Origin of the sequence: Bradyrhizobium sp. Cp5.3 (assembly GCF_000426265.1) — a bacterium.
GTDB lineage: Bacteria > Pseudomonadota > Alphaproteobacteria > Rhizobiales > Xanthobacteraceae > Bradyrhizobium > Bradyrhizobium neotropicale.
On the sequence record NZ_AUFA01000002.1, the window covers coordinates 483,846 to 490,528 of the forward strand.

8 protein-coding genes are annotated in these 6,683 nt (G+C 62.3%); 4 read left to right on the top strand and 4 right to left on the bottom strand.

Features of this window, described 5'->3' with window-relative positions; genetic code table 11:
• Nucleotides 1-72: 72 nt before the first annotated feature.
• Both oxlT and K289_RS51410 read right to left on the bottom strand, forming a co-directional pair.
• Nucleotides 73-1,359, bottom strand: a complete 1,287-nt coding sequence (gene oxlT, locus K289_RS0105200; RefSeq protein ID WP_027550526.1) for an oxalate/formate MFS antiporter — start codon at nt 1,357-1,359, stop codon at nt 73-75.
• A 248-nt stretch (nt 1,360-1,607) separates the two neighbouring features.
• A complete protein-coding gene (locus tag K289_RS51410; protein WP_198024658.1) occupies nt 1,608-1,745 on the bottom strand; it encodes a hypothetical protein in 138 nt (45 codons plus the stop codon).
• Between the two features lie 363 nt (nt 1,746-2,108).
• Between K289_RS51410 and K289_RS0105210 the strand changes: the two genes are divergently transcribed.
• The gene (locus K289_RS0105210) at nt 2,109-3,440 is read left to right on the top strand and encodes an Hsp70 family protein (protein WP_027550527.1); all 1,332 of its coding nucleotides are present in this window, start codon (nt 2,109-2,111) and stop codon (nt 3,438-3,440) included.
• 229 nt (nt 3,441-3,669) lie between these two features.
• Here the strand turns inward: K289_RS0105210 and K289_RS0105215 are convergent, their stop codons facing one another.
• Entirely contained in the window at nt 3,670-4,113 is a 444-nt protein-coding gene (locus K289_RS0105215; RefSeq protein WP_027550528.1) for an SRPBCC family protein, read from the bottom strand.
• Between K289_RS0105215 and K289_RS50175 the strand changes: the two genes are divergently transcribed.
• On the top strand, nt 4,103-4,294 hold the full coding sequence (locus K289_RS50175; RefSeq protein ID WP_156917801.1) for a hypothetical protein: 192 nt from the start codon (nt 4,103-4,105) through the stop codon (nt 4,292-4,294). The genes K289_RS0105215 and K289_RS50175 overlap by 11 nt on opposite strands.
• A 24-nt stretch (nt 4,295-4,318) precedes the next feature.
• Here K289_RS50175 and K289_RS0105220 read toward each other — a convergent pair whose 3' ends face one another.
• Complete coding sequence (locus K289_RS0105220) at nt 4,319-4,939, bottom strand: VOC family protein (RefSeq protein WP_027550529.1); 621 nt, start codon at nt 4,937-4,939, stop codon at nt 4,319-4,321.
• Between the two features lie 264 nt (nt 4,940-5,203).
• On the opposite strand from K289_RS0105220, the gene K289_RS0105225 reads away from it, so the two are divergent.
• Together K289_RS0105225 and K289_RS0105230 are read left to right on the top strand one after the other, a co-directional pair.
• Nucleotides 5,204-6,175, top strand: coding sequence for a hypothetical protein (locus K289_RS0105225; protein ID WP_156917802.1), 972 nt, complete (start codon nt 5,204-5,206; stop codon nt 6,173-6,175).
• Nucleotides 6,176-6,414: 239 nt separating this feature from the next.
• The coding region (locus tag K289_RS0105230) for a transposase (RefSeq protein ID WP_198024659.1) at nt 6,415-6,683 on the top strand (269 nt) is incomplete at its 3' end.

Below are 6,683 nucleotides of genomic sequence, written 5' to 3' on the forward strand. Positions count from 1 at the left end.
GGTATTCGGCCAAAACGAAAGCGCCCGGCCGCTCGGGCCGGGCGCTTCGCGCGAAGTCTGGCTAAAGACGGATCAGGCCGACGATTGCGCGACCACCGTCCTGCGCCAGGGTTTCAGCACCAGGATCGCCAGCAGGGAGGCCAGGATGTTGGCGCCGGCCGCGATGATGAACACGTTGTCCCAATGGCCCGAGGTCTGCTGCACATAATTGGCCACGGGAACAAGAAGTGCGGCGGTGCCCTTTGCGGTGTAGAGCAGGCCGGCATTGGTGGTCGCGAACTTCGCGCCGAACGTGTCGGTGCAGGTCGAAGGGAACAATGAGTAGATCTCACCCCAGGCGAAAAACACGAAGCCCGATAGTATCACGAACCAGACCGGGTCGTGGCCCCAGAGGTAGAGCATCCAGATGCCGATGCCCTCCATGCCGAAGGCGATGAACATCGTGTTCTCGCGCCCGATCATGTCGGAGATCCAGCCGAAGAACGGACGCGTCAGGCCGTTGAGCACGCGGTCGATGGTCGCAGCGAACGTCACCGCCGTCATGGTCATGCCGATCAGCGTGACCGGGACGCTGTCGACCTTCCAGTCGACCGCGATCGGCTTCAGGTTCGCCGTCACCATCAAGCCGCCGGCGCCGACGATCACGAACATGAAATACATCAGCCAGAAGATCGGCTGACGCAAAACTTCGGTCGGCTGGTAGTTGCGCCGGCTCTGCGCCAGCGCGGCATTCGCCACCACGTTCGGCACCTGGCCCGGCTTCGGCGCAAGCAGGAAAAAGGCGAGGATGCAGATGATGATGCCCTGGCCGAGGCCGAAATAGAGGAAGGTCGACTGGAAGCCGCTATCCTTGATCATGGCCTGGATCGGCGCAACGGTCAGCGCGGAGCCCGCACCGAAGCCCGCCGCCGTGATGCCGGCGGCAAGACCGCGCTTGTCGGGAAACCATTTCAGCGCGTTGCCGACGCAGGTGCCGTAGACGCCGCCGGCGCCGATGCCCGCGATGATCATGCCAAGATAGTAGCCGTTGAGCGTGGTGGCCTTGGCGTTGATCACCCAGCCGATCGCGCAGAGCACGCCGCCGACGAGCACGACGATGCGCGGGCCGTATTTGTCGACGAACCATCCTTCGATCGGCACGAGCCAGGTCTCGAACAGGACGAACAGTGTGAAGGCCCACTGGATCGAAGCGCGATCCCAGCCGAACGTCTTCTGGATGTCGGGGACGAAGAACGTCCAGCCGTATTGATAGTTGGCGATCATCACCATGGCCGCTACACCGATCGCCAATTGCGCCCAGCGAAACGTATCGCTGACGCGCGCGGCTGTAGGGGCCGTTGCCTGCACCATGTCCGTCATAAAGCCTCCCGTGGCGCCTCTCATTTTTTTACGAGCGCTGGGGCGGCATTCTTGTATTCATTATGCCAAGGTTCAAGCGCCGGTCCGGTCACCGTGCGCAAATGCCGCAGGACTTTCCTGGCCCGCGGCAGTGACTCAGGGACTGCACAAATAGAGATGGCCCCGTCGGGCGGGGCCATTCATCAAAAGTAGCATGTTGACGGATCTGAAACCGGCTCCGCTTCCCGAATTGCGGGAAAGGCGAATGCTTACAGGCCGAAGCGCGGCAAGTCGCCGTTGCGATTCGAGATCTCGGCGCTCGCCATCAGGAGGCGATCGAGGGTGGCGATGAGGCGGGCGAGCAGCGAAGAGGAAGGCTGGAGGGCGACGGAAGCGGACTTGGACATCGGAATTCCCTTTCTCGGAGACAGTCAACATTGCTGTCTCATTTCGAAGAGTAATCTATGTATACCAGATGCCAGTGTCTATGCATGTCATTGCATAGCAGCATACGCTCTCCCGCATCGCAGCATGATCGTGCGTCAACAGGGCCATTTCGGGCATAAAGCTGCGGAAAGCCGCCGAAATGAAGGGTACGGGCCATAAAATGCCTTCCGCCGCCAGCGCAGAAAGGCGTCGAAGAGGGAAGTTGTTCCACGTCGCCGCGGGTGCGGGGTCCGATCGGACGGCAATGGACCGGGGTCTTGGCAGGGCAATTCAAAGCCGCTAGTGGTCTGCCCCCTTTTTCCCACCAACTGTCAGAGTGGTTCATGTCGAGCGCCTCGCCCGCCGTCTCGATCGGCATCGATTTTGGAACCAGCAATACGGTCGTCGCGCTCGCGACGGACGACCGCCGGGTCGAGGCCATTCGCTTCGATCATGGCGGACAACGGCACAGCGTCTACGTGTCGGCCCTGTGCTTCTGGGAGGACCGGCCAGGAGCCGGAGCTCAGGCTGAAGGCGGCCCGTGGGCGATCGAACAGTTTCTCGAAGGACGCCACATCTACCGCTTCCTCCAGTCGTTCAAGACCTTCGCTGCCAGCAGCAGCTTCAATTCGACCCAGGTATTCCGGCAGCGCTACCGCTTCGAGGATATTTTGGCGGCGTTCCTGCGGACGCTGGCGCGCCATGGCGGAGACAGGTTCGGCTTCGAGACGGCCAACATCACGGTCGGCCGTCCCGTGCGCTTCGCCGGCGGCAATCCCGACGAGGCGCTGGCGATGCAGCGCTATCGGGCCGCGTTCGAACGCCTGGGCGCCGGCCACGCGCGCTATGTCTATGAGCCGGTGGGAGCGGCGTTCTCCTTTGCCCGCCGGCTGGAGCGCGATGCCACCGTATTGGTTGCGGATTTCGGCGGCGGCACCAGCGATTTCTCGGTGATGCGGTTCTCGCGCGCAGGCGGCACCTTGCGCGCCGAGCCGCTCGGCCATGCCGGCATCGGCATCGCGGGCGACACGTTCGATTACCGCATCGTCGACCACGTCGTCTCGCCGCGGTTGGGCAAGGGCTCCAGCTTTCGCTCGTTCGACAAGGTGCTGCCGGTTCCCAACAGCCACTACACCAACCTCGCGCGCTGGCATCAGCTCGCGATGATGAAGAGCAACGGCGATCTGCGCGAGCTGCGGGAGCTTTCACGCACCGCGCTGAAGCCGGCTCTGCTTGAGGATTTCATCACCATCGTCGATCTCGACCTCGGCTTTTCGCTGTACCGTGCGGTGTCCGACGCCAAGGTCGCGCTGTCGGCGCAGGATCAGGTGGACTTCCGCTTCAAGGGCGGCGGGGTCGACATTGGTTCGACCATCACACGGAAGAACTTCGACGCCTGGATTGCCGACGATATCGCTCGGTTAGGGGCCACCGTCGACAAGGTGCTGGGCGAAGCGGGCATCACCGCCCGCGAGGTGGAAAAGGTGTTCCTGACCGGCGGGACCTCGTTCGTGCCCGCCGTCCGGCGGCTGTTCGCCGATCGCTTCGGCAACGAACGGCTGATGTCGGGAGACCAGTTCGAATCGATCGCCTACGGCCTCGCGCTGATCGGACACAGTCCGGACCCGGACCGCTGGGCTGCAGCCGGCGGGGTCAAATCGAGGGCAGGCGCGTAAGCGCAATGAGACCAGACTCGATTGCTCACCCCGATTGCGGACAGGGCTTTCGCATTTGAAGACCGTTTCTGCGGCCATCCGTCGAGACGCCCGCCTTTGGCGGGCTCTCAGGATGAGGACGGAGTGCGGTGGCCGCAGTTTCGACGGGCGCTGATGCCGCTTAGCCTCATCCTGAAGAGACCGCGGAGCGGTCGTCTCGAAGGACGAGGCGCTGGCTCCGTCTGGGACGCTACTGATTGATCTCGGGCTCGACGAGCCTTGCCAGGTTCCGCAGCGACTCCTGCCAGCCGAGATAGCAAGCCTCAGGCGGAATGACGTCCGGGATGCTCTCCTGTGTGACGTTCAGCTCGGTGCCGACAGAGACTTTCTTCAGCGTCACGGTCACCTGAATTTCGCCGGGCAGGTTGGGGTCGTCGAATTTGTCGGTGTAGCGCAGCCGTTCGCCCGGAACGAGCTCGAGATATTCGCCGCCGAACGCGTGGCCGTTGCCCGTCGTGAAGTTCCGGAAGGACATTCTGAATGTGCCCCCGACCTTGGGCTCGAGGTGATGGACGGTGCAGGCAAAGCCATTGGGCGGAAGCCATTTCGCCAGCGCATCCGCCTCGAGGAAGGCGCGATAGATCTTCTCCGGGCTGGTCGCCAAAACGCGGTGCAGGCGTACAGTGCTGGGCATGATCGTTCATCCTCTTGCATCGATGGGCACGGCGTTGACGTATATCGCCCATTCATGCCCCAAGGACGAACGAGACGCTGCCGATCCGACATGGCAGCTTGGATTTTTTCGCCGGCTTTTGTGGGCAACGCCGGCGGTGGATCATCTGGCCGGAGCTGCAGGCTGCGTCATCGTGGCGTGACGAAGGATCACGCGGCGACGCGGCTCACTCGGGCAGGTCCTGTCCGGCCTGCTCGCGGACGATGTAGTCGGCATACCAGTCCGGCCAGTTGTCATCGTGCTTGCCGGTTCGTTTCTCATGCTCGCCATGGGCGGCCGCCGCGCGGCGGAGCGCGCTCGCAAGGTCGCGTGACGACGCAAAGGTCGTGTCGCCGTCCACGCGTCCAGGCAACCGCTTCGTGACCTGCTGGACCAGCCAGGCATTCCCGTCCGGATCGCTGAAGGTCGCGAGCGAGCCGTAGCTCGGCCGTTCCGGATCCGGACCACTGATGCGGCCTTTCGCGCCGCGATGAAAGACTTCGCTGACGTCGACGCCATGCGCCTCGAACTCGGCGCGTGCCGCCTCGATGTCGGATACGACGAGATAGTATAGCGGTGCGGAGTTGAGCTGGATCGAGGCCGGCGAGCCCGGCGGTGTGAGCTGCACCGCGCGCGAGCCATCCGCCCTGGTGAAATCGGCGTCGAGCCGCCAGCCGAGCTCGCTGTAGAAGCGTTTTGCGCGATCGACGTCGGAAACGGGAAGCACTGCCACCTCGAGCTTCATGTCCACGCCCTGCGTGTTCGTGCTCCGCGTTGCAGGTTCGTTGCGACTACGGGGATCGCTCATGTGCCACTCCTGTTGTTTGCCACAATCTAGTCGAGTGCGCCGAATTCGTCAGATCACGCTGCGGAGAGGCCGCGCACCCTGATGAAGCGATATGCAACCATGCGGAGAATTCGCCCCAGGACTCACGAGCAGATATGCCTGGTCTACACTTCGTAACAATCCAGCCGGATTTTGGCCTCTAGTCTCATGGATTAGTTGGCCGTTCGCCGCGTCCAGCTACGTGGCGATCGCGCTACGCATCTATGGTACTAGAGGATTTGCGTCTTGAAGCAGAACACCCTGCGTTACCGGGTCTCGCGCCGTGCCCGCAGCCTCCCGGCCGAGTTCGCCTCGAGGCTGGTTGGAATGCCGACTGTCAGCCGACGACTGAACGGGGCATACGAACGGGCGAGAGCATCTCACAAGCCGCGCCTGCCCAAACTCTCATCCCTCGACATGGACATCGTCGCCGGACTGGAAAAGAACGGCGTCTATATCACTTCGCTCGAAGAGCTGGATCTGCCCGGCACGACGGCACTTTGGACATCGGCGACCGAAATCGCGAACACCTATTCCCTCCGCGCCAGGAACGGCGAGTTCGCCGACGACTATACCGTGCAGGTCGGCGCCGAAGAGATGATGCGCCATCCGCATATCGTCCGCTGGCCTCTCAACGACCGCATCCTCGACATCGTCGAGACCTATCTCGGCCTGCCTGCCGCCTATGACACGCTGAATTTCTTCTACACCGTGGCCGATGGCAGGCAGGTTGCCGCACGCAGATGGCATCGCGATGTCGAGGACAGGCGGATGGTCAAGGTGATCGTCTACCTGCACGATGTCGACATCGACACCGGCCCGCTCGAAATCCTTCACCGCTCCTTTCCCGGAAGCGATACGCTCGAAGGCGCCAACTTTCCCGTCCTGACACAGGAAATGCTGGAAGAGAGGCTCGGCACAACGCTGCGGAGCGGCGACGTGACGACCTGCACCGGCAGGGCCGGCACGGTGATCTTCACGGATGTGGCGAGCCATTACCATCGCGGGAGGCCGGCGGTCGCACGTGACCGCTGCGCGCTGTTCTACAACTTCTTCTCGCGCACGCCGCTTCGGCCATTCTTCTGCGGGCGGCACGTGTTTTCACGCCAGCAGCTTGCCGAGCTTGCGGCCGGCCAAACGGACCGTGCGCGCGATTGCATGCTGTGGCAGTCAAACCTGCCTCTGCTCGCCCGGATCGTGCCATCCGCGCGGCTTTGACGGGGCTGCCACATCCTCAAAATGAGCCTGTCGCAGGAATTATCGTGTCTCACTTCAGGGGTGCAGTCCAGTGCAGTCCAGCACTGTCACCGTAATACCTGGACCGGGCACTCCATTCTGAATTGCATTCTCGACCGCTGTCGGAGGAATCCCTCTTCCCTGCATTTGATCTAGCTAGCACTACTTTGGCAGATTATTTGATTTCCGTGAGTTTTTAGGATTCCCGAATCGATTCTTCAATGATTCATGGGTGGTCGGCTCTTGGAGGGCTGACCATGGCGCAATGGGAAGACGAACTCGAACGCTGGCTGAAGCCGTTCTTGGACCGGTTGGGTCACAAGACCCGGCAGCGGATGTGTCCACTGTACGTTGCGGGATTGATCGGTCCTGGCGATCGCAAGAGCGTTCAGCCGATGGCAGAACGCCTTGTCACGGGCAACTACGATCAGCTGCACCATTTCATCGCCGATGGTGTCTGGGACGCATCACCGCTGGAATCTGAGCTGCT

Coding starts and splice junctions, on each gene's coding strand:
- oxlT (WP_027550526.1), bottom strand. CDS start 1,359: ATGACGGACATGGTGCAGGCAACGGCCCCTACAGCCGCGCGCGTCAGC.
- K289_RS51410 (WP_198024658.1), bottom strand. CDS start 1,745: ATGTCCAAGTCCGCTTCCGTCGCCCTCCAGCCTTCCTCTTCGCTGCTC.
- K289_RS0105210 (WP_027550527.1), top strand. CDS start 2,109: ATGTCGAGCGCCTCGCCCGCCGTCTCGATCGGCATCGATTTTGGAACC.
- K289_RS0105215 (WP_027550528.1), bottom strand. CDS start 4,113: ATGCCCAGCACTGTACGCCTGCACCGCGTTTTGGCGACCAGCCCGGAG.
- K289_RS0105220 (WP_027550529.1), bottom strand. CDS start 4,939: ATGAGCGATCCCCGTAGTCGCAACGAACCTGCAACGCGGAGCACGAAC.